Raw genomic sequence first — 20,221 nt, forward strand, 5'->3', positions numbered from 1 at the left:
CCCCCTCACAGCTCCCGCGCGGGCCACCTCAGCAGCCGGGCCCCGATCACGGCCGTCTGCAACGTGTACCGGTGCACCGGATCGGCCGGGTTGTTCCCGGTCAGCTGGTGGATACGCTCCAGCCGGTACGTCAGCGCGCGCACGCTCAGCGCCAGCCGCCGCGCCGCGTCGGCCGCCCGGCACCCCGACTCGAAGTACGCCTCCAGCGTCCGCAGCAGCGGCTCCGGGCCCCCGCGCGCCTCCCGCAGCGGCCCCAGCGCGCTGAGCACCAGGTCCGCCATCGCCTGCCGGTCCCGCAGCAGCACCGGGTAGACCAGCAGGTCGGCCGCCCGCACCACCGGTTCCGCGAGGTCCAGCCGCTCCGCCAGCTCCAGCGTGCTCAGCGCCTCCTCGTACGACTGCACCACGCCGCCCGGGCCCTGCCGGGGGCGGCCGATGGCCACCCGGCCGCAGTCCGGGGTGACCCGCACCTGCTCGGCGAAGCAGGCGAGCACCTCCTCCTGGTCGCCGGGGGCGATACAGATCAGCTTGCCGTTCTTGGTGGTCAGCAGGATGCGCCGCTCACTGAACCGGGTGAGCAACGCGGACTCCACCCGCCGGGTCACCGGGGCGGTGTCGACGTACGCCTCCGGACCCTCCGCCACCGCGACCGCGTGCGCGTGGGAGAGGACCAGACCGAAGCGCTCGGCCCGCTCGGCCAGCCGCCCCAGATCGCTGCGGCCGTACAGCAGGTCGTCGATGAACTCCCGCCGCGCCGCCTCCTCCTGCCGCACCGCGAGCCGCTGCGCCCGCTCGTACCCCTCGGCGAAGGCGTCCACCGCCTGCTCGACGGCGGCCAGCACACCGCCCACCGAGCCCGCCGGGGTGCCGTTCGGCCACGCCGTCCGGGTGGCCGACAGATGCCCGCGCACCAGGGCGCGCAGACTGTGCCCCGCCTCGGCGGCCCGCTCCCCGAGGGCGCGCCGCTCGCCCAGCTCCGTACGCGTGGGACGCCGCCCGGTGTGGGAGACCTCGGCCAGCATCCGCGCGTACCCGCCCAGGTACTCGGCCATGTCCAGCTCCGCCACCGCGCCCCCGCTCTCCCCGCCACATCCGTTGATGTGCCCCTGACGTGATCCGTCCGGTGGAGCGTATCGGCCGCCACCGGCGACGCGGCAGGGCCCGCTCAGTGGGCGGCCGCGCCGAACTCGGCGTGCTGGGTGCGCAGCGCGACCGCCGAATCCTCCTCGGGCGGTCTGCCGAACCGCAGCCGGCGCGCCTCCTGCCGGGCCTCGCGCATCAGCTCACGGAACTCCTCCTCCGTGAGCCGGCGCCGAGCGCGCGGCAGCTTCGCCTCCCCGGGGTCCTCGCTCTCCAGGTCGTCCGGCATCTCCCGGTCCCCCCTCACACCTGCGACGGATCGATCGGCCACGGAGTCTTCTGCCCCGCCCGCTCCGCCGCCTCCCAGCGACGGCACGCCCGTACGACCAGACCCACCAGACCGGCCACGGTGAGCAGCCACACGGCCGCGATCGCCCAGATCAGATACGTCTGCCGGAACGCGATCTCGAGGCCGAGCAGCGTCAGGGTCACCAGTACGCCGAAGGCCACCCATGGCGCGAGCGCCCGGCGGCCCCACGTCGCCGACCGGGACGAGACGCGCATGGTGCGCAGCCGCCGGGCCAGCACCTCGTCCGCGCTCAGGCTCTCCTCGATCTCGGCCAGACGGCGCGATTCCTGCGGGGTAAGGCTCGGTGCACCCACCGTGAACACTTCCTCTGAACTGTTGGTACGACTGCGTGCGGGTATCCGTCTGGTTTGCCCTGAAACACGAAACGTTCCATCGCTTGGTCCGCTCGGCTTTCGGGCCGCGTACGCCGCCTCGGGCCGACCCCGCATGTCCGCCGGGCTCAGGGGTACCCGCGACGGACCGCTCGCCGCGAGTCACGCGCGGGCGGTGATCCCGGCCGACGAAGGAGGAGCCATGACGGAGCAGCATCACGACCCGCACACCCGGCGCGTCCCCAGGGACCTGCCCGACCAGCAGGCCGGTCACGGCGACGACCGCTGGGACGCCCGTACGCGGGACGACGCCCGCGAGGTGCCCGAGATGGACGAGGCGGGCGCGGGCCCGAGCGGGGCACCGGAATCCGCCGGGGTACGCCCGGACCAGCCCGTACCCGACGAGCCCTCCGGCTGAGGCGGGCTCTCCGGCCGAGGCGCCCGGCGGCGAGCGAGCCGCGTACCCACATACCTAGGAGGAGACATGCGTGCTCTCACCTGGCAGGGCAGGAGGGACGTCCGGGTCGAGTCCGTGCCCGACCCGCGGCTCCAGGACCCCGATGACGTGATCGTCCGCGTGACGTCGAGCGGCATCTGCGGATCGGACCTGCATCTGTACGAGATCCTCGGCCCCTTCCTCGACGCCGGGGACATCCTCGGGCACGAGCCCATGGGCATCGTGGAGGAGACCGGCCCCGAGGTGTCCGCCCTCGCCCCGGGCGACCGCGTGGTGGTGCCCTTCAACGTGTCCTGCGGCGAGTGCCACATGTGCGGTCAGGGCCTGTACTCCCAGTGCGAGACCACCCAGGTGCGCGACCAGGGCAAGGGCGCCTCCCTTTTCGGCTACACCAAGCTGTACGGCCAGGTCCCCGGCGGGCAGGCCCAGTTCCTCCGCGTGCCCTTCGGTGACCGGCTTCCCATCAGAATCCCCGACGGGCCGCCCGACCAGCGCTTCCTGTACCTTTCCGACGTCCTGCCCACCGCCTGGCAGGCCGTCGAGTACGCGGACGTCGCGCCCGGCGGCACCCTCGTCGTCCTCGGCCTCGGCCCGATCGGCGAGATGGCCTGCCGCATCGCCCGGCACCGGGGCGTCGAGAACGTCATCGGCGTCGACCTCGTCCCCGAACGCCTCCAGCGGGCCAGGGAACACGGCATCACCGTCTACGACCTCGAACAGTACGGCGACCGCCTGGCCGACGCGATCCGCGACGCCACCGACGGCCGGGGCGCGGACGCCGTGATCGACGCCGTCGGCATGGAGGCGCACGGCGCGCCCGTCACCAGGGCCGCCCAGTGGGCCACCGGACTGCTCCCCGACGCCCTCGCCCAGCGCATCATGGAGAAGGCGGGCGTCGACCGGCTCGGCGCGCTGCACCTGGCCATCGACATCGTCCGCCGGGGCGGCACCATCTCGCTGTCCGGCGTGTACGGCGGCATGGCCGACCCGATGCCGATGCTGACCCTGTTCGACAAGCAGATCCAGCTGCGCATGGGCCAGGCCAACGTGCACCGCTGGGTCGACGACATCCTCCCGCTGCTCACCGACGACGACCCGCTGGGCGTGGACACCTTCGCCACCCACGTCCTGCCGCTGGAGCAGGGCGCCCAGGCGTACGAGACGTTCCAGACGAAGAGCGACGGAATGATCAAGACGGTTCTCGAACCGTGGTGAGTTCCGTCCCGTGGTGAGCCGTGTCCGACAGCGCCTCAACCCGGCCGCCGTCCGGCCGGGTTGAGGCGCTTCCCGGTCACCGCTCGCGCAGGAGCCGCAGGGCGACGACCATGAGGTCCACCGCCGCGAACAGCGCGAGCACTCCGCAGATGACGGCCAGCACCGTGAGCTGGGTGGGGTCCGGTACGTCCCGCTGCGTCACCGTGCCCGCCCACAGGGCGAAGAGCGCCGTACCGAGCAGGAAGACGAGCAGACCGAGCACGCCGAGCACGAGCCGCAGCCTCAGCGCGCTGTGGGCGGTGACCGGTTCGGTCCCCGTGCGCTCCCGGTGGTGGTGGCCGGTCGTCCCCGGACGCGAGCGCGGCAGGTGTGCCGTGTCGTCCTGTGCGTGTCGTCGGCTCATGCCCTCATCCCCGTCCCATGTCGCAGGAAGGTGGCGGCCCGCCGCACGACGGACGGCCGGGCTGCCCGGTGCCGCCTCCGCGTACCCGCGCGCAGAGCCGGGCAACCACCCCCGCGCGCCTGCCGGTGAGGCGGTGTGCGGGAACGGGGCCGGGGTACTCGGGCGGAGTACCCCGGCGGGCCGTCGACCGGCCCGCCCGTCCACTCAACTCACCCAGCGGGAGAGGCGATGTCCACCGCAACGCTGCTCGCCATTCTGATTCCCATCGTGGTCATCCTGATCCTGATCGCCGCGGGCGTGGCGCTCGTGAGGAGCCGCCGCAGGCGCCACCTCCAGGAGAAGTTCGGACCCGAGTACGACCGGGCCGTGCAGTCCGGCGAGAGCAGGCGGGAGGCCGAGCGCGAACTCCAGGCCCGCGAGAAGCGCCACCGCGACCTCGACCTCAAGGAACTGTCCCCCGAGGAGCGGGACCACTACGCCACCGAGTGGCGGGGCACCCAGGAGCGGTTCGTCGACCACCCGGCGCAGAGCGTCGACGACGCCGACCGCCTGGTCACCCAGCTCATGCGCGACCGCGGCTACCCCACCGAGGGCTTCGAGCAGCAGCTTCGGGACCTGTCCGTGGAGCACGCGCAGACCCTGGAGCACTACCGCGACGCCCACGACGTGAGCCTGCGCAACGAGAACGGCGAGGCGACCACCGAGGAACTGCGCGGCGCCATGGTGCGCTACCGCACCCTCTTCGACGACCTGCTGGGCAGCGGCCGTCCCCCGCACCACGAGAGCACCGGACACGACGCGGCCTGACCCGGCGCGCATTCCATCACGGCACGAGCGAAAACGAGGTTGTCATGTCAGATCGGCACACCAACAGCGGCCACGGCGAGGGCGAGTTGAGCACGGAGGACCTGGCCCGCTCCGGCCGGGACAGCCGTCCCGACGCCCGCTCCGGCCCCCTGTCGGGGACGCGTTCCGACGCGCCGTCCGACACCGGCCAGGACACCCCGCCGGACGCCCGTTCCGGCCCGCTGTCCGGGGCGCGCCCCGACCGCTCGTCCGACACGCCCCCGCCGTCCTACCCCGGCGACGCGTCGGCCGTCTCCGACGGGACGCGGGACGTACCCGGCGAGCGGACCTCCACGGGCGAGCGGGCCGACGCGCCCGAGCGGACCGCCATGGGCGAGCCGACCGGAGCCCCGGAACGCACCCCCCTGACCGAACGGGACGACCACGACCAGCGACAGGGCGGGGACCAGCGTCCGGGCGGCGGGCAGCCGCGCTCGGTGGACGAGGGTGCCGACCCGCTGATCGCCCACCAGGAGGCGGACAGCTTCCGCGAGCGCTGGGCGAAGATCCAGGGCACCTTCGTCGATGACCCCAAGGACGCGGTCCGTTCCGCGGACGCGCTGGTCGCCGACGTCATCCAGTCGCTGGCCGCGACCTTCGCCGACCACAAGAAGGAACTCGAGGGCCAGTGGAGCCGCGGCGAGCAGGTCGAGACCGAGGGTCTGCGCGTGGCGCTCCAGCAGTACCGCACCTTCTTCAACCAGCTCCTGGACGCCTGAGCCCCGCTCACGCCAGAACGCGGTAGCGGCCCGGACCGAGGAGGTCCGGGCCGCCGTCGTGTCGTACGGCACTCAGGGCGGCGGTGTGCGCAGGGCGCTGTGCTGTTGGCGCCACGCCTTCAGCACATGGCTGCCGAACTGGTCCTCCAGGAGGCCGGTGGCGTGTACGCCGAAGGCGATGTCGGCGTCGAGGTGCGGTTCGTCGGCCAGGAGGCCGCCGACCACGTCACGGCGGACGACCTGTTCGTGCACGGCGTCCGCCTCCACGTGCTCGTCGTAGAACCGCTGCGCGGCCGCGCCCGCACCGGTACGGCGCAGGGCCGCGGCCATCCGCCGGGAGCCCGGGGACGACGTCACCTCAACCGTGGCGAAGTGGCCGACCAGGGCGCCCCGCAGGGCGCGGTGCAGCCCGAACAGGGACATCAGGTTGACGGTGGCCAGGGCGGGGGCGGGCGCCCGGTCGAGATAGTGGCCGTACGTGGTGTCCAGGTCGAGGTCGGTCATCAGGTCGGCGTAGAGCCGGGCGTGGATCTCGTCCGGGCGTCCGGCACCGAACTCGTCGAACTCCACGGCCACCATGGCCGCCTTGGCCCGGCCGCGCAGCCTCGGGATGACCCAGGCGTGTGGGTCTGCCTCCTTCAGGTGGTACAGCGAGCGCAGGGCCGCGTACTCCTGAAGCTGCCACAGTTCGCCGTCGCGCTGGAGATGGTGGCTGACGCTGCTGTCGTCGTGCCCCACCGGCTCGACCAGCAGCGCGTCCAGCGCCTCCTCGGCGCTCGCGCCCGGCGGTGCGTCCCGGCGCAGCGCGGCGAGGAACGGCCGCTCCAGCGAGCGGCGCAGCGCCAGCAGGCCGGGGTCCCACTCCAGCTCCTCGGGCACGCCCTCGAAGCCGCGGTAGTGCAGCTCGTAGAGGGTGTACAGGGCCAGCTGGAGGTCTTCGCCGTACGGGTCCACGGTGGCCGGGGGCCGGTTGGCCTGCGCGGTGTCCCTGCCGGTCAGCGCGGAGACGACCGCGGCGGAAAGGTCGCCGCGCGGCTGGGGGAGCGGGGGCGCGGTCACCTGGTCTCCCTCGTGTTCTTCGCGCGTCGGCGGTGGCTGGTGTCGCACCAGGGGTAGATACGGCTGCGGCGGCAGGTGCAGAGGGCCACCGTGAAGCGCCGTGAGGTGACGACGGTGCCGTCGGGGAGGGTCACCTCGACCGGGCCGGGCAGGAGCAGCGGGCCGTCGGGGGTGATCGTCACACCGGTCGCGGTCGCGGTATTGGTCTCGGCTTCTCGGCGCACGGCACCGTCCTCCCGGCTCGGGTCCTCACCGTCCCTCACGAGTACCCGCTGGAAGCCGCCGAAACGGCCCGTTCGGGTCAGTGGCGGCGGACGGCGCGGACCACCACCAGCTCCTCCTGGTCCTCGTGCCGGTCGCGCAGCATGCCCCGGCTGTGTAGCCAGGACCGGCGCTCGCGCAGCACGGGACCGAAGGGCACGGTGGCCCGGTCCACCACGGCCGCGTCCAGTCCGGTGGCGGCGAGCCGGTCCAGGGTCGGGGCGGTGCCGCACAGGGCGGAGTGCACGAGCAGGAGGACCCCGCCGCGGTGCAGCACGCCGGAGGTGCTGTCGCAGATCCGGTCCACGAAGACCCGGCCGTCCGGCCCGGCGTCCCAGGCACGGGCCGAGCCCCGGCTCGGCGGGTTCGGGGCGGGCGCGGGCACATAGGGCGGGTTGCTCACCACCAGGTCGTACCGGCGGCCCGGAACGGCCGAGACCAGGTCGCCGTGGCGGACGGTGATGCACTGCCCGGCGAGCAGCGCGTTGCACCACGCGGTGGCCAGGGCGCGCCAGGAGATGTCGACCGCCGTGACCCGTGCCCCGCGCAGCGCGGCCCGCACCGCCAGCGCGCCGCTGCCGGTGCACAGGTCGAGGACGGCGGAACCGCTGTCCAGGCGTTCGTGCTCCAGGGCGCGGGCGATGAGGCCGGTGTCGTGCTGCGGGGTGTACACGCCCGGCGGTGTCGGCAGTGCGACCGGTGTTCCCATGTCCGCCTCCTGGACGCCGGGCGTTCTCGTGCCGGTGTCTGAGTGCCCTTCGTCGCCGGACCCACACCTCGATGCGGCGGCCGGTGACGCACGAGCGCGCCACGGCCGGGGTGGCCGTGGCGCGCCGGGAGCGGGGCCCTCGTCAGCAGTAGAGGTTGCCGCCGGGGGAGACGCCGAGGATCTGCGAGAAGCGCTGGTAGGCGTCGACGCGGCTCTGCACCTGCGCCGGGTTGCGGCCGTCGCACTCCAGAGAGCCGTTGATGCTGCGGATCGTCTGCCCGAAGCCCGCCTGGTTCACCATGGCGTTGTGCGGGGTCATGGAGCCCGGTCCGGACTGGGTGTTCCAGTACCAGAGGCCGGTCTTCCAGGCGACGGCGCTGTCGTTCTGCACCAGGTTGGGGTTGTGCAGCAGGTCGATGCCGAGCGCGTCACCGGCCGCCTTGTAGTTGAAGTTCCAGCTGAGCTGGATCGGGCCGCGCCCGTAGTACGCCGCCTGACCGGCCGGGCAGCCGTACGGCTGGCTCCAGTCGCAGTACGTCGGGTAGTTCGCGGTGTTCTGCTCGACCACGTAGACCAGACCGCCGGTCTCGTGGTTCACGTTGGCGAGGAAGGCCGCGGCCTCCTGCTTCTTCACCGAGTCGCTGCCGGTGTTGGCGAAGCCGGGGTAAGCGCCGAGCGCGTTCACCAGCCCGCTGTAGGAGTAGAACGAGTTCCGGTTCGGGAACATCTGGTTGAACTGGGCCTCGGTGACCACGAAGTTGCCGACGGGCGTGTTCCCGCCGCCGCCGTCGCAGTTGTACGGGTCCCAGTACCAGGTGCTGATGATCGGGTCGTAACCCGGGTTGTCGTGCTCGGCGATGTACGCCTTGCCGTCCGTGTAGCGGACGACGTCACCGGCCCGGTACGACTTGCCGGCCACCCAGTTCGGGTAGCTCGAACAGGAGGCCGCCGGAGCGGCCGACGCGGCCGGAGCCGGGAGCAGGGCGGGGGCCACGGCGAGGGCGAGTGCGGCCAGCGCGGCGGAGATGTGCCGTCTCGACACTGAATCAACTCCTAGAGGTGCCACGGCCGTTCCAGCGCGAGGCGGAACGCGGGCGCGCTCACTTTCGTGCACGCCGAGACACCGGCGAAGGCGTGGGGGGCGGCCGTGATGGGGGGTGTGAGGCCACACTCAAACGCATTGGTCTGTACCAGTCAAGAGGCTGCGCGAGGAAGGGGCGAAGTTCGGTCAACTTGCTTGCCTGGAAAGGGAGTCGAGCGATCGTACGGTGGCAGACAAAAGGGTGCGGAGGGCATTTCTCGATGCCCTCCGCACCCTTCGGGGTCGGCTCAGTCGATGCTCACCTCGGGCGAGTAGAGGTCCAGCCACACCGCGAGATCGAGCGTCCGCTCCAGGCCGCGCCGGGCCGCCTGCGTACCGGCCAGGGAGTCGTGTTCCGCGATCCTCCGGACGTTCTCCCGGTCGAGGAGGTCGAAGACGCGGTGGGACGGCCGGGACAGCAGGTCCTTGACCTGGGTCTGGAGGGCGCGGCCGTAGCCGGGGTCCTGGGTGGAGGGGTACGGGCTCTTGACGCGGTCGTACACCGAGCGGGGCAGGACGTCCGCCGTGGCCTCCCGGAGGAGGCTCTTCTCGCGGCCGTCGAACGACTTCAGCGCCCAAGGCGTGTTGTACACGTACTCCACGAGCCGGTGGTCGCAGAACGGCACCCGCACCTCCAGCCCGACCGCCATGCTCATCCGGTCCTTCCGGTCGAGCAGGATGCGCACGAACCGGGTGAGGTGGAGGTGGGACATCCGGCGCATGCGGAACTCGAAGTCGCTCTCGCCGTCCAGCCGTTCGACCCCGGCGGCCGCGGTACGGAAGCCGTCCGCGACGTACCCCGGCAGGTCCAGCGCGTCGACCAGTTCGGGCCGCAGCACGCCCTTGTCGTCGCCGAAGTGGCGGCCGAAGCTCACCAGCCAGGGGAACGTGTCCGCGTGCCGGGCCTCCTCGTCGAAGAACTGGAGGTACCCGCCGAACACCTCGTCCGCCGACTCGCCCGACAGCGCCACCGTGGACTGGTCCCGGATGGCGCGGAAGAGCAGCAGGAGGGAGGCGTCCATGTCGCCGAACCCGGCGGGCAGATCACGGGCGCGGATCACCTGCTCGCGGGCGGCGGGGTCGGCCAGGGACTGCACGTCGAGGACGATGTCCTGGTGGTCCGTCCCGGCGAGCCGGGCCACGTCGTGGACGAAGGGGGTGTCCGGCGTCCCGCGCAGCTCGTCCGCGACGAAGTTGTCGGCCTGCCCGGCGAAGTCCACCGCGAAGCTGCGCACCTTCTCACCGCGCTCCGCGAGCTGCTCGGCGGCCAGTGCGGTCATGGCGGAGGAGTCCAGGCCCCCGGAGAGCAGGGTGCAGCGCGGCACGTCGGCGACGAGCTGGCGGCGCACGATGTCGTCGAGCAGGGTGCGGACGGTGGCGATCGTCGTGTCCTGGTCGTCGGGGTGCGGGCGGGTCTCCAGCCGCCAGTACACGCGGGTGCGCGGGCCGGAGCGGTCGACGGTGACGACAGTGCCCGGCTCGACCTCGCGCATGCCGTCCCACACGGCGTGCCCCGGCGTCTTGACCATGGTGAACAGCTCCCGCAGCCCGTCCAGCGTGACCCGGGGGCGGACCAGCGGATGGGCGAGGATCGCCTTCGGCTCGGAGCCGAACAGGACGCCGTCGGCGGTGGGCCGGTAGTAGAACGGCTTGATGCCCATGCGGTCGCGGATCATCACCAGCTTGTCGTGGCGGCCGTCCCAGACGGCGAACGCGTACATGCCGTTCAGCCGCTCGGCCACCGTGTCGCCCCACTCCAGGTAGCCGCGCAGCACCACCTCGGTGTCGGAGTCGGTGGTGAACCGGTGCCCCCGGTCGGTGAGTTCGCGGCGCAGCTCGGTGAAGTTGTACGCCTCTCCCGAGTAGACGAGGGCGACGTTCCCCCGGGGAGTGCGGACGAACATCGGCTGTCGTCCGCCGGGCAGGTCGATGATGGCGAGCCGCCGGTGCCCCAGAGCGGCGGGCCCCTCCGCCCAGGTGCCCCGGTCGTCCGGACCCCGGCAGGCCATCGTCTCGGTCATCGCATCCAATACGGCGTCCTCGGCGCCGAGATCACGGTCGAAGGACACCCAGCCGGTGATGCCGCACATGCGCTGCCTCCTGCCTACGGCGCGCCGCTGACCTGCGATTTCCCGCCAGCGCAGAGCCCGGCCGCCGAACCAGTTGTATCGAGCACCTATATGACGAGCCTCCGCCCGGCACCGGCGCCGGTCAACGGCCCCGTAACCTCCACGACACGCGCCACCGCCGGTTTCGGGCCGCACTTTGCCGAAGCGAAAGCCGCCGCGTGCCCGGTGAGCAGCGCGGCGGCACCGCGAACCGGCCACGGGCAAAAACTTCGCCAATCCACGGGTGGGTTGCAGCGCCCGCTCCGGGGGCGTTACCTGGAAGCAACGGCGGTGGAACGAGGGCAGCGGGCCCCGGCACGGCCGCGCCCACCCGCGCGCTCCGGCGGCGGCCCGGCCCGCCCCGGCACCGTCATCCAGTACGAGACGCGGAGGTGACCGAGGTGAAAGCCGTTGTCTACGAAAGGCCCTTCAGCGTCACGGTGGAGGAAGTCGACGATCCGCAGATCCAGCACCCCAACGACGTGATCGTCCGGATCACCTCGTCCGCGATCTGCGGCTCCGACCTGCACATGTACGAGGGGCGCACGGCGGCCGAGCCGGGCATCGTGTTCGGCCACGAGAACCTCGGCATCATCGAGGAGGTCGGCGACGGCGTGACCTCGCTGTCCGTGGGCGACCGCGTCGTGATGCCGTTCAACGTGGCCTGCGGGTTCTGCAAGAACTGCCTCGCCGGTGAGACCGGGTTCTGCCTGACCGTGAACCCCGGCTTCGCGGGCGGCGCGTACGGCTACGTGGCCATGGGCCCGTACACGGGCGGCCAGGCGGAGCGGCTGCGGGTGCCCTTCGCCGACTTCAACTGCCTGAAGCTGCCCGAGGGCGACGAGAACGAGACCGACTACATCCTGCTGGCCGACATCTTCCCCACCGGCTACCACGGCTGCGAACTCGCCCAGGTCTCACCCGGCGAGACGGTCGCGGTGTACGGGGCCGGGCCGGTCGGCCTGATGGCCGCCTACTCGGCGCTGCTGCGCGGCGCGTCCAAGGTGTTCGTGGTCGACCGGGTGCCCGAGCGGCTCGCCAAGGCCGAGGAGATCGGGGCCATCCCGATCGACTTCACCCAGGGCGACCCCGCCGAGCAGATCAAGGCCCAGACGAACGGCGAGGGCACCGACAAGGGCATCGACGCCGTCGGCTACCAGGCCCAGACCGGGGACGACAGCGGTCACGAGGAGCCCGCGATCGTCCTCAACCAGCTGGTCGAGACGGTCCGGCCGACCGGCAGGCTCGGCATACCCGGCCTGTACGTGCCCTCCGACCCCGGCGGCCCCGACGAGAACGCCAAGCACGGCCAACTCCTGGTCTCGATCGGCAAGATGTTCGAGAAGGGCCAGAAGATGGGCACCGGCCAGTGCAACGTCAAGAAGTACAACCGCCAGTTGCGCGACATGATCGCCTCCGGCCGCGCCCGGCCCAGCTTCGTGGTCTCCCACGAACTGTCGCTGGAGGAGGCCCCGGAGGCGTACGAGAAGTTCGACAAGCGGATCGAGGGCTACACCAAGGTGGTCCTGCACCCCGGCCACGACCTCGCGGCGTGAACCGGGGCTCCGGCCCGCCGGATCAGGCGTGCCGGGCGGCGATCTTCCGTCCCGGCGCGGCATGGTGGGCCGGAGCGTCCGCGCTCCGGGTGCGCAGCCGCTGGAGCCACAGCGTCGCCGTGCCCAGCAGCCCGGCGAAGAGCGTGAGGAGGAGGACGGAGACCCACATCTGGCGACTGCCGGGACTCATCCATCCCGTCCAGATCGCGGCGGCCAGCCACAGGGCCACGCCGGTCGCGTAGAAGACACGCACCCGGCGCAACTGCCGTACGGCCCGCCGGATTCGGGAGTGATCGCTCATCGCTGCCATGCGGGCCCGTGTACCCCCGATCCCGCCTTGCACGACCCCCGGATCGCAAACTCGTGCCATGCGGCGCAGCCCCCTGGTCAGAGGCGTACGGAAACCGGGGCGGGGTCGGCTACCCGGCCGTCCAGTCCGTGGTCAACACCTTCGTCAGGGTCACAAGGTCCCTGTGAATGAGGGGAGTGCGGTGCGAGAGCGTGTTACGGGCTGTGTGCAGCGCGCGCAGGCGGTCGCGCTGGACAGTGGTCAGGTTCAACATGTACGCGGCAGCCGAGAGGCCGCCGATCTCCAGTTCGCGGAGGTCCGGCGCCGCCGTCGTCACTTTGTTCTTGTACTGCGAACGCGCTTTGGTACAGAAATCCTCAAGGCTGTGGCTCTTCTTGCGGAGCAGATCGGGCACCAGGTGGATCAGGGCTGTGCGCGCCTCCTCGATGAGGGGGAGGAGGACCCGGTTCTGCGCGTGACAGACGCAGACGCGCAAGTCGTCCGACCTGGCGTCCGCCAGATGACGGCCGTACACGGAACGGATGCGCCCGTCCCAGCTGTCGACGGAGCCGCCCGCCCACGCGTCGTGGATCTCGGCGGCGGGAGCCCATGCGTGCGCGGCCGACATCCGCAGGATCGAGGTGTGCTCCGCCTCGTCGTCGTGCTCGTCCGGCAGCAGCCCGACGAGCGCCGCGCGCAGACTGTCCAGGTCTCCGCCCTTCCAGACGTCCCGCAGGAGGAGAGCACGGTCGATGTCGGGACCGCAGACCTCTGCGACGACAGCGTCCGTGACGCGCCGGAGCAGTGCGTCGGCCGGGTCGTCGATGCCACCGGTCGACTGCCAGGCCATGAGGACCTCGGTGTCCAGACGGGTCCAGACCTTCCACCACCAGTGGACCGACGATCGGCTGCGGTCGCCGAGCACACGGCGAGGCAGGTCGGCCGCCCGGGCCGCGAAGAGAAACCGAGGCTGGGCGGCACCGGACAGCCCGGCCTCGTGGAAGGTGGCCGCGGCGACCCGGAGAATCCTGGCCGCCTCCTCGGGAGAGACCTCGTTCCAGCAGCGGACGAAGACGGTGTGCGGTGCCTGACCGTCGGCGGCCTGTCGGGCCAGCGCCCCGAGAGGGTCGTCGACAACACCGAGTTCCTTGGCCAGGCGGTCCTGCAACGTCGAGTGCGGCGTGGGTTCGGCGGGTGACGCCGCCGGCGGTCCCGCCGTCGCGGTGACGACGAGATCGCTCAGCAGATCGCCGTACGGATCGTCCGGCAGAACCACCTGCCCCATGCCCTCCGTGACCGGAACGGACACGCGCGCATCAGGAAAGGGAGCTCGCCGCGCCGACGACGGCCCTGAATCGCGGTCGGCCAACGACACGGCCCCGGGCACGGAGATCACCCCCTCGATGCGATGAGCCAGCTCGTCGATGAAGAAGTCGGCGCGTCCGGACGCCACCACGGGATCGGGGAAGTACCAGACGCAGCTGCGACCGGACAGGAGATCCGTCTTCAGCAGATCGAGATGCCGACGTGGTCCGGGAAGCCGTGCGAAGCCCTCGTCCTCCACGCGCCGGACGGCGCCCAGGGCCTCCGCCACCGGGGCACGAGCCTTCGGGACCCGCGGAGGCGGACCACCGTCTTCCGAGGACCCGGCACCTTCGGGAACGGTGTCCCGCGGCCACGGGTCGGCCGCGGTCACCGGTCGGGTCCGACCGTCTTCAGCGACCGGAAGGTGACGGCATCGAACCGGGCACCCTTCTCGACCTGGTCGAGGACGGCCAGCCGGTCGAGGCGCTCCAGCATGCGTTCGGCCGAGCGCAGGGCGTCGGCATCGCCGCTCTCCTCGAAGAAGGCGGCGGCCAGGTCTCCGGGCGAGATGACCGCGTTGCCGCCGAGGTACTCCTCGACGCTGTAGAACTGCGCCCAGGCCGCGATGGGGGAGGTGTCCTCCTCCGTCAGTCCGGCCGCCCGCAGATGGGCCCGGGCCGCGTCGGCTGTGTCGAACCGGTCGCACAGGCTCTGCAGCACCTCCTTCTGCCGCATTCCGGAGCGCACGTTGTGCATGGCCAGCTCGACCAGAGCGGGCCAGCCACCGGTGGCGGCGATGAGACTGCGGCGTTCCTGGGGCAACCCGAAGGGTGACTCCGGCCAGGCGCGGACGCTGTCGACGGTCCATCGCTGCGGTACGACGAGACCCGCCTTCGTTGTTTCCGCGTGAGCCGCGGCGTCCGGTGAACAGAGGACGACCGCGTACCGCCGGGGCGCTCCGGACGCCGTCTCGGCTTCCAGTGCGGGAGCCCCCGTGTGCTCGACCAAGCGCTCGGCGGCGTCCTTCACCTCGGGACCCGGGCGGCCGCGCAGATCGACGAAGAGGAGCCTGGAACCGCGCCTGCGACGTGAGTTCGCGGCGATCGCGTCGACCAGCTCGTCCGCGGGGCCCACGGAGACGACATCGAAACCGTAGCCTTCGCCGTAGAGGCGCAGGCCGCTCTCGACAAGGTGATCGCCGAGTGCCCGGGTGCAGGGAACGATGCTCGTGCGGGTGGAGTGGGCGAGCATCTCGTCGAACTGCCCCTCGGTCAGCGGACTCATCCGCTGGACACCCCGCATGATGCCGACGGAACGACGGGCGGAGCGCGGGTTGTAGTCGTAGGGCAGATCGAACTCGGTGTCGTGCAGCTCGCTCTTGAGCTCGTTGCGGTTGCCCAGCATGTTGACCACGTTGGGACTGCGCATCGCGTAGGCACGTTCCTCGGCGGGCAGCTTGATGAGCAGGCCGAGGCCGACCATCTCGTCCAGGAAGATGGTCAGTTGCCGTTCGCTGTTGAGCGGGAACCCCTCCGGCCAGATCTGATGTGCCTCCTCCAGCAGTTCGGCCGGGCGGCTGGCGTGCGCGTAGCCGTGTTCGAAGGCGCGCAGGGCGATCAGCAGGGTGAGGACGCGGTAGCGGTCTTCCAGGTTGATGGTGTAACGCAGTCGCTCCGCGATGAGTTCGCGGACTCGCTCCAGGTTCGCGACGGCCTGGACGTCGTTCCAGGTGATCGGTGCGCGCCGACCGTTCGCGGGCATGGCTCGCTGCTGCATGTAGGCGACGAGGTGATCGCAGAAGATCTGCAGCAGGTTGGCCTGGTAGTTGGTGACACCCAGGATGTGCCAGACCAGGTCGGGCCTTTCGAAGACAAGACCGACCGCGGCCAGGGGCTCCTCGACGAGTGCGACGGCGGCCCGCGGCTTCAGCGGACCGACGAGGACACCGGGACCGCCGTGTGCGGTGACTACGTTGGTCAGGTGGTTGAAGCGCTGTACCTGGTGCAGACCGGCGAAGACCGCTTTGAAGGATCGTCCGGTGGTCTCCATCAGACGCTGCAGCCGCTTGACGGTGCGGAACGTGGACTGACCGCCGCCCGTGTAGACGGCCTGGGCATCGGCGGTGAGGAAGGCGTCGGCCTCGTCGGCGAGCAGGAGGATGCGCCGGCCGGGCTCGGCCTCGACCCACCGCCTGATCTCCTCGGCGATGGCGTCGACGGGACTGCTGTCGGGGGTGTTCGCGGGGATGACGTCGCGACGCTTCAACTCGGACAGAAGCACCCGCCAGATACCGTCCGGCGGCTCGGCATGTCCGATGTCCGCCTTGAGCAGGTCGATGTAGACGGCGATGTTGTGGTCCGGGTCGGCCTTCTGGAAGACCTCGACCGCCTGCCGCAGCAGCGACGACTTGCCGAGCTGCCGCCCGCCGAAGAGGAAGATGGAGCCGTCGGGCTTCAGCACCTCGCGCATCTCCTCCGCCCGGCCCTTGAAGACCTCCGGCGGAACGAGACCGGCGACATGCGGGGTGTACGGCGTGTACGCGGTCCACGGGAGCGTCACTCGCTGCGCGGCACGGAACGAGCGTGGGGCGCGGGCTGCGACCCAGCCCACGACGGCCGGGTCGACCACCAGGGCCTGCTCGTTCCGGCTGCGGGAGGCGCGTGCGAGCTTACGGCGCCCCTCGATGCCCAGGGGCTGCAGATAGAGGATCACGTTGGCGCCGATCGCCGAATCCGGGAGGTGTCGCAGCGGTCCCTCGCCCCGAAGCTCGTCGGCGATCACGACGACCTTGTACATGCGGCGGGACTGGGAGCCCAGGGCGGCGACGTAGCCCGGCGTGCTCTCGGTGATGTCCGCACGCACGCTCAGCCGGGTCACACCGTGCCGGGCCTCCTCGACGTTGGACTCGGTCACGCTCAGGCCGAGCAGGCGCAGCACGCTTCTGGCCAGACCCCGGATCTTGCGTGAGTCACGCTCCCGGATCAGGTTCTCCCAGGAGTCCAGCCCCGCGACCGCGTTCTGCACCAGCGAGTCGTCGCCCGCGTAGTGCTGTGCCCACCAGCGTGCGCTGACTCCGTGCCGCGTGGGTGGCGGTGCGTCGCGGTGCGACACACCCGCCAGGAAGCGCGACAGTTCCTGGCCCACCGGTTCCGTGGGGGCGGGCAGCGCTTCGCCCCCACGGGCGAAGGAGAGCAGTTCCTCCGCCGCGACCGTCTCGCTCCGCTCCAGCAGCTCGCGGATGCGCTGCTCCTCCGAATCGGTCAGGCGCGCGGCATCCAGTTCGCGGTAGAGCTGAGCCGTCTGCTCCTCCTCCAGCGCTCGCAGACGACGGCCGATCTCGGCGGTGGCGCGGAACCTCTCTCCGTGACGGTCCCCGTGGTCCGCCTCCAGATCGAGGAGCCGCACGGTGAAGTCGTGCTCGTGCTCGGGCTTCAGCAGGTTCTGGACCCGCATCTGTGCCAGGGCGAGCTGGGCGCGACGGTGCTCCTCGGTGCACTTGCGCCGCCAGCCGGCGGCCGCGTCCGACAGTCCCTCCCGCCAGTCCGACAACTGAGCCGGCTGCGGCTTCGTGCCGGCGATCCGCCCCTGCTCCAGCCTGTCCAGCAGACGGGCCGCCAGGTGGATGTTGCCCTGGCCCTGGTGGCTCTGCAGCGCCACGGCGATGTCGGTGGGGCCCAGCAGTCCGAGCATGGCCGCCAGTGCGTCCGGCCTTCCCAGGTCGGGCTCGTCCCGGCCCTCCTCGACGCGCCAGGACAGGCCGGGCAGGTGGAGGAGGCCGTCGACGGGAGGACTGAACCGAGTGTCGCGCGACTCCGGGGAGAAGGAGCCGTCGAGCCAGCGCAGCAGCAGCGCGAGGAGCGCCCCGCCCACTCCGGGCACCGGCTCCGCCTGCCGGGCGGCCGTGATCGCCCTCATCAGATCCCGGCCGACGTCACGGCTGCCGGACGGCCGAGGTGAAGCGGCGATCCGCAGGGCTGCCGTGAGCAGGTCCTGCACGTTCTTGACGTGACCCCGGAGCTGTTCACGCGCGGCCGAGTGGATCGGGTGCTTCGCCTGCTTGGGCGTCCGCTTCGCACGGTCGGTGGAGTCGATGATCCGGTCGGCGGCGTCGGAGCGCTTGTAACGCTCCTCCATTTCCTTGACGAGTTCTTCGGACTCGACGTGGCCCTCGGCCCACGCCTGGAGCATCTCCAGAGTGCGTCCCAGCACACCGTCGGGTGCCGCGAGGGCCTGCAGCACGATCGTGGCTCGCTGGTACTTGATGGTGCGCTGCGGCAGATCGAGGGCGAGCTGACGGGCCCGCTCACCGATCTCCTCGCGACGGTCGGCGGCGGACGCGGCAGTGGGTGCGTCCAGGTCACCGGGCTTGATGTCGACGGAATGCCGCACCGCGTGCACCAGTTCCTCCAACAGCGTCGCCCAAGGTCCGGACAGACCGGGCAGCGAGGTGAAGTCGGTCAGGATTCCGCCTGCCCACCGCGCCGACATACCGCTGCGGATGGCCGCGGTCAGCAGAACCAGGTGGGCATCGCGATCGTCGTCCCAGGAATACTCCTTGACTACCGCCTCGATCCGTTTCTCGGCGTCCACCTGCAGGTCGGAGGACCATGTGGACGCCGCGTGGAAGGCTGCGTCCGCGTACGCCAGCGCGACCAGGCGGTGCGCGTCCGCGCCAGCGGCTCGGCTCAGCCAGTAGGACTCGGCGAGCCTTCCCTGCTCGATCAGTGTGGCTACCGGGGCGGAGTCACCCGACCACGGGTCAGCGGTCGGCCCAGGCGCCCGCTCCGACCGGCCCTGGTCGGGAGCGCCGTCCAGGGCGAGGGTTGGAACCTCGTGCACCACCGCGTCCGTCGATCCGTCGCCCTGCTCGGGCTTCACCTGGTCCGCGGGCTTCTCAGGCGTCGTCGACCCGCCCAGCCCGCCGACCGATGCGGGACCCTCCGCGGATTCGCCGTGCTCCGGGGATTCGCCGCTCTCCGGGGGGCCGTCCTCCACAGACGGGGCCGAGCCCGCGGCGGAGCCGGTCAGGGAGTCTTCGGTGCGCATCAGCGCTCGGGCCGGTTCGGCGTCGCTGTCCAGCCCGGTGGCGGCGCCGACCGCGATGATCGCGGGTTCGGCCGTGGTGCTGCTCGGGGTGTCGACCGCTTCGCTGTCCGCTTCCTCCGCCGAGGGCGCGGCGGCGTCGCCAGACTCCACGACCGCGGCGGGGCCGGCCACCTCACCGAGGTGTGGCGGGTCGTGCGGTTCGCCCGGCGCGTCTTCACCCAGCTCGTGGAGCCGCTGCTCGTACTCCGTGATCTTGTCGCGGAGGTGGCCCCGAAGCATCTCGCTCGCCGAGGACTCGTAGACCGAGCGTGCCTCGTCGAGTGCTTGCTTGACCTCCGAGAACTCCCGGCGGGCCGCTTCCCTGCGACGCTCGCCCTCCCGGACCTGCCCGAGGAGCGACTCGGCGGTGGCCCAGCCTTCGTCGTCGCCCCACCTCTCGTCGGCGCCGGCCTCCTGGAGGGTTCGAGCCAGAGTCCGGCGTTCCCTGACCCACTCCGCGGTCGCGCGCAACAACCGGGGATCGCCGGCCAGTCGACCGGCACGCATGGCCTCGACGAAGTCATCGATCCTGTTCGCCAGCCGCCCGGCGGCCTCTTTCAACCGCGCCGTCTCCCGCTCGATCTCCTTGGCGTCCTGTCGCATCACGACCCCGCCTCCCCTCGCTTTCCGTCGGTTCGGCCGCTCTTCGTCGGTTCCCGGTCGCGCCGCGTCGCCGGATTCCCGCGGCACCCGGTCCTCACAGGAGAGGCGCTCGTAATCGGTCTGTGTCAGCGGGGGCGCCGGGCTGTCGGCCGCCTGCCGGAGCTGCTCCGGATGCTCGCGCAGCGGCCGACAGGCGGGCGCCTCCTCGAAGAGGGAGAGCCCTTGTAGTACGAGGCGCGCCAGGTCTGGCGGCAACTCGGCCATCATCCGGAAGAGTTCATCGCCGTCGGCGTCGGGCAGCGCTACCGGGTGCCCCATCTCGCGAAGCCGGGAATCGGCCAGCCTGACTCCGCAAGCGCCGAGGCTGAGGACAAGTCGCTCGGGCGCCCGGGTCACCCACATGCGGGCCCCGGCGGTCCTGTGCAGCTTCGAGGCGGCGGGGCCACCCTCGTAGTGCAGTGCGGTGAGGCCGTGCGCGTTCTCGACATGCCGGAACAGCATGAGCACAAGCTCGGGCGTTTCTCGCAGCCACTGCCTGAACGAAGAAACCGAAGTCACTGGCCCCCCAACTTCGCGCGCGCTTCCCCCGGTCCCGCTGGTGAGCACGGGAGTTCCGGTGATGGACAGTCATATCAAAACGGGTCGGAGGACGGCGAGGCATTCGCGGAAGAGACCGCGCTCGCGGCCACGTGTCCCTCTCGCCGATGTCCGGGATCGCCTGAGCCGAGGGGAGCCCGAAGCCGCCCACAGCACGGATCGCGGGT

Annotated in this window: 17 protein-coding genes; 5 read left to right on the plus strand and 12 right to left on the minus strand. The window is 71.5% G+C overall.

The genetic code is table 11. The features are described from left to right. Positions 1 to 5: 5 nt before the first annotated feature. The 3 genes from ACIPPM_RS18690 to ACIPPM_RS18700 all read right to left on the minus strand — a co-directional run bounded on the left by ACIPPM_RS18690 (position 6) and on the right by ACIPPM_RS18700 (position 1,743). Positions 6 to 1,052, minus strand: a complete 1,047-nt coding sequence (locus ACIPPM_RS18690) for a PucR family transcriptional regulator (protein ID WP_401450103.1) — start codon at positions 1,050 to 1,052, stop codon at positions 6 to 8. A 113-nt stretch (positions 1,053 to 1,165) separates the two neighbouring features. Next, positions 1,166 to 1,369: a hypothetical protein gene (locus tag ACIPPM_RS18695; RefSeq protein WP_401448882.1), complete on the minus strand. Its 204-nt coding sequence runs from the start codon at positions 1,367 to 1,369 to the stop codon at positions 1,166 to 1,168. Positions 1,370 to 1,383: 14 nt separating this feature from the next. After that, positions 1,384 to 1,743, minus strand: coding sequence for a DUF3040 domain-containing protein (locus tag ACIPPM_RS18700; RefSeq protein ID WP_401448885.1), 360 nt, complete (start codon positions 1,741 to 1,743; stop codon positions 1,384 to 1,386). Between the two features lie 220 nt (positions 1,744 to 1,963). On the opposite strand from ACIPPM_RS18700, the gene ACIPPM_RS18705 reads away from it, so the two are divergent. Continuing rightward, entirely contained in the window at positions 1,964 to 2,179 is a 216-nt protein-coding gene (locus tag ACIPPM_RS18705; RefSeq protein WP_401448887.1) for a hypothetical protein, read from the plus strand. Between the two features lie 66 nt (positions 2,180 to 2,245). Next, positions 2,246 to 3,433 (plus strand): zinc-dependent alcohol dehydrogenase, encoded by a 1,188-nt coding sequence (locus tag ACIPPM_RS18710; protein WP_401448889.1) that lies wholly within the window; start codon positions 2,246 to 2,248, stop codon positions 3,431 to 3,433. 76 nt (positions 3,434 to 3,509) lie between these two features. Here ACIPPM_RS18710 and ACIPPM_RS18715 read toward each other — a convergent pair whose 3' ends face one another. Next, entirely contained in the window at positions 3,510 to 3,836 is a 327-nt protein-coding gene (locus tag ACIPPM_RS18715; RefSeq protein WP_401448892.1) for a DUF6343 family protein, read from the minus strand. Positions 3,837 to 4,064: 228 nt separating this feature from the next. Between ACIPPM_RS18715 and ACIPPM_RS18720 the strand changes: the two genes are divergently transcribed. Both ACIPPM_RS18720 and ACIPPM_RS18725 read left to right on the plus strand, forming a co-directional pair. Continuing rightward, on the plus strand, positions 4,065 to 4,643 hold the full coding sequence (locus ACIPPM_RS18720; RefSeq protein ID WP_401448894.1) for a hypothetical protein: 579 nt from the start codon (positions 4,065 to 4,067) through the stop codon (positions 4,641 to 4,643). A gap of 44 nt (positions 4,644 to 4,687) precedes the next feature. Further along, the gene (locus tag ACIPPM_RS18725) at positions 4,688 to 5,401 is read left to right on the plus strand and encodes a hypothetical protein (protein WP_401448896.1); all 714 of its coding nucleotides are present in this window, start codon (positions 4,688 to 4,690) and stop codon (positions 5,399 to 5,401) included. Positions 5,402 to 5,473: 72 nt separating this feature from the next. Here the strand turns inward: ACIPPM_RS18725 and ACIPPM_RS18730 are convergent, their stop codons facing one another. From ACIPPM_RS18730 to asnB, 5 genes are all read right to left on the minus strand, one after another. After that, positions 5,474 to 6,460 (minus strand): iron-containing redox enzyme family protein, encoded by a 987-nt coding sequence (locus ACIPPM_RS18730; protein ID WP_401448899.1) that lies wholly within the window; start codon positions 6,458 to 6,460, stop codon positions 5,474 to 5,476. Then, positions 6,457 to 6,684, minus strand: coding sequence for a CDGSH iron-sulfur domain-containing protein (locus tag ACIPPM_RS18735; RefSeq protein ID WP_401448901.1), 228 nt, complete (start codon positions 6,682 to 6,684; stop codon positions 6,457 to 6,459). The genes ACIPPM_RS18730 and ACIPPM_RS18735 overlap by 4 nt, the downstream gene beginning before the upstream one ends. Before the next feature lie 77 nt (positions 6,685 to 6,761). Then, complete coding sequence (locus tag ACIPPM_RS18740) at positions 6,762 to 7,430, minus strand: HemK2/MTQ2 family protein methyltransferase (RefSeq protein WP_401448904.1); 669 nt, start codon at positions 7,428 to 7,430, stop codon at positions 6,762 to 6,764. A gap of 142 nt (positions 7,431 to 7,572) precedes the next feature. Continuing rightward, on the minus strand, positions 7,573 to 8,472 hold the full coding sequence (locus tag ACIPPM_RS18745) for a glycoside hydrolase family 19 protein (RefSeq protein WP_401448907.1): 900 nt from the start codon (positions 8,470 to 8,472) through the stop codon (positions 7,573 to 7,575). 287 nt (positions 8,473 to 8,759) lie between these two features. After that, entirely contained in the window at positions 8,760 to 10,601 is a 1,842-nt protein-coding gene (gene asnB, locus ACIPPM_RS18750; RefSeq protein ID WP_401448910.1) for an asparagine synthase (glutamine-hydrolyzing), read from the minus strand. 419 nt (positions 10,602 to 11,020) lie between these two features. Between asnB and ACIPPM_RS18755 the strand changes: the two genes are divergently transcribed. After that, positions 11,021 to 12,175, plus strand: coding sequence for a glutathione-independent formaldehyde dehydrogenase (locus ACIPPM_RS18755; RefSeq protein ID WP_401448912.1), 1,155 nt, complete (start codon positions 11,021 to 11,023; stop codon positions 12,173 to 12,175). A 22-nt stretch (positions 12,176 to 12,197) separates the two neighbouring features. Here the strand turns inward: ACIPPM_RS18755 and ACIPPM_RS18760 are convergent, their stop codons facing one another. The 3 genes from ACIPPM_RS18760 to ACIPPM_RS18770 form a co-directional block, all read right to left on the minus strand. Then, positions 12,198 to 12,485, minus strand: a complete 288-nt coding sequence (locus tag ACIPPM_RS18760) for a hypothetical protein (RefSeq protein ID WP_401448915.1) — start codon at positions 12,483 to 12,485, stop codon at positions 12,198 to 12,200. Positions 12,486 to 12,594: 109 nt separating this feature from the next. Next, positions 12,595 to 14,058 carry a hypothetical protein gene (locus tag ACIPPM_RS18765; protein WP_401448917.1) on the minus strand — a complete coding sequence of 488 codons (1,464 nt, stop codon included), beginning with the start codon at positions 14,056 to 14,058 and terminating at the stop codon, positions 12,595 to 12,597. Between the two features lie 98 nt (positions 14,059 to 14,156). Further along, positions 14,157 to 19,958 (minus strand): hypothetical protein, encoded by a 5,802-nt coding sequence (locus tag ACIPPM_RS18770; RefSeq protein ID WP_401448919.1) that lies wholly within the window; start codon positions 19,956 to 19,958, stop codon positions 14,157 to 14,159. Between the last annotated feature and the right edge of the window lie 263 nt (positions 19,959 to 20,221).

This window comes from Streptomyces sp. NPDC090119 (assembly GCF_044747085.1).
Taxonomy (GTDB): domain Bacteria; phylum Actinomycetota; class Actinomycetes; order Streptomycetales; family Streptomycetaceae; genus Streptomyces.

Excerpts from the sequence above, each read along its gene's own strand:
- ACIPPM_RS18690 (WP_401450103.1), bottom strand. The coding sequence starts at position 1,052 with ATGGCCGAGTACCTGGGCGGGTACGCGCGGATGCTGGCCGAGGTCTCC.
- ACIPPM_RS18695 (WP_401448882.1), bottom strand. The coding sequence starts at position 1,369 with ATGCCGGACGACCTGGAGAGCGAGGACCCCGGGGAGGCGAAGCTGCCG.
- ACIPPM_RS18705 (WP_401448887.1), top strand. The coding sequence starts at position 1,964 with ATGACGGAGCAGCATCACGACCCGCACACCCGGCGCGTCCCCAGGGAC.
- ACIPPM_RS18710 (WP_401448889.1), top strand. The coding sequence starts at position 2,246 with ATGCGTGCTCTCACCTGGCAGGGCAGGAGGGACGTCCGGGTCGAGTCC.
- ACIPPM_RS18715 (WP_401448892.1), bottom strand. The coding sequence starts at position 3,836 with ATGAGCCGACGACACGCACAGGACGACACGGCACACCTGCCGCGCTCG.
- ACIPPM_RS18720 (WP_401448894.1), top strand. The coding sequence starts at position 4,065 with ATGTCCACCGCAACGCTGCTCGCCATTCTGATTCCCATCGTGGTCATC.
- ACIPPM_RS18725 (WP_401448896.1), top strand. The coding sequence starts at position 4,688 with ATGTCAGATCGGCACACCAACAGCGGCCACGGCGAGGGCGAGTTGAGC.
- ACIPPM_RS18740 (WP_401448904.1), bottom strand. The coding sequence starts at position 7,430 with ATGGGAACACCGGTCGCACTGCCGACACCGCCGGGCGTGTACACCCCG.
- asnB (WP_401448910.1), bottom strand. The coding sequence starts at position 10,601 with ATGTGCGGCATCACCGGCTGGGTGTCCTTCGACCGTGATCTCGGCGCC.
- ACIPPM_RS18760 (WP_401448915.1), bottom strand. The coding sequence starts at position 12,485 with ATGGCAGCGATGAGCGATCACTCCCGAATCCGGCGGGCCGTACGGCAG.
- ACIPPM_RS18770 (WP_401448919.1), bottom strand. The coding sequence starts at position 19,958 with ATGCTGTTCCGGCATGTCGAGAACGCGCACGGCCTCACCGCACTGCAC.